Source organism: Phocaeicola coprophilus DSM 18228 = JCM 13818 (assembly GCF_000157915.1).
GTDB classification, from domain to species: Bacteria; Bacteroidota; Bacteroidia; order Bacteroidales; family Bacteroidaceae; genus Phocaeicola; species Phocaeicola coprophilus.
This window is the reverse complement of the sequence record NZ_EQ973638.1, coordinates 72,007-72,305: the sequence shown is the minus strand read 5'-3', so window position 1 is coordinate 72,305 and position 299 is coordinate 72,007. Positions and strand designations below refer to the sequence as shown.

Here is a 299-nt window from a genome sequence, read left to right as displayed (position 1 = left end):
CGAAAATACAGCGGTCATCTGTTCACTGCTTGCCACCTGCAAGGCACAGGAAGTCAATCCGAGAGAATGGCTGAACGATGTCATTGCCAGGCTTCCATATTATCAGGAAAAAGATTCCGGCAAAGATATCCGGGAACTGCTTCCGGATGTCTGGAAGTTGAAGAAGTCCAACGAAAATCCAATTGAAGTCTAATAGAGGTACAATAGAATAGCAAACTCTTCTTACCAACTTTATATTCGTTGATAAGAAGAGTTTGTTGTTTTATGAATCTACAATGTGTACTTTATCGGATGCTTAC

At 40.8% G+C, this 299-nt stretch carries 1 protein-coding gene; it reads left to right on the top strand.

Features of this window, described 5'->3' with window-relative positions:
- Positions 1 to 193 (top strand): transposase domain-containing protein (locus BACCOPRO_RS07530; RefSeq protein WP_008142401.1); only part of this gene is annotated, 193 nt, incomplete at its 5' end.
- Positions 194 to 299: the final 106 nt, after the last annotated feature.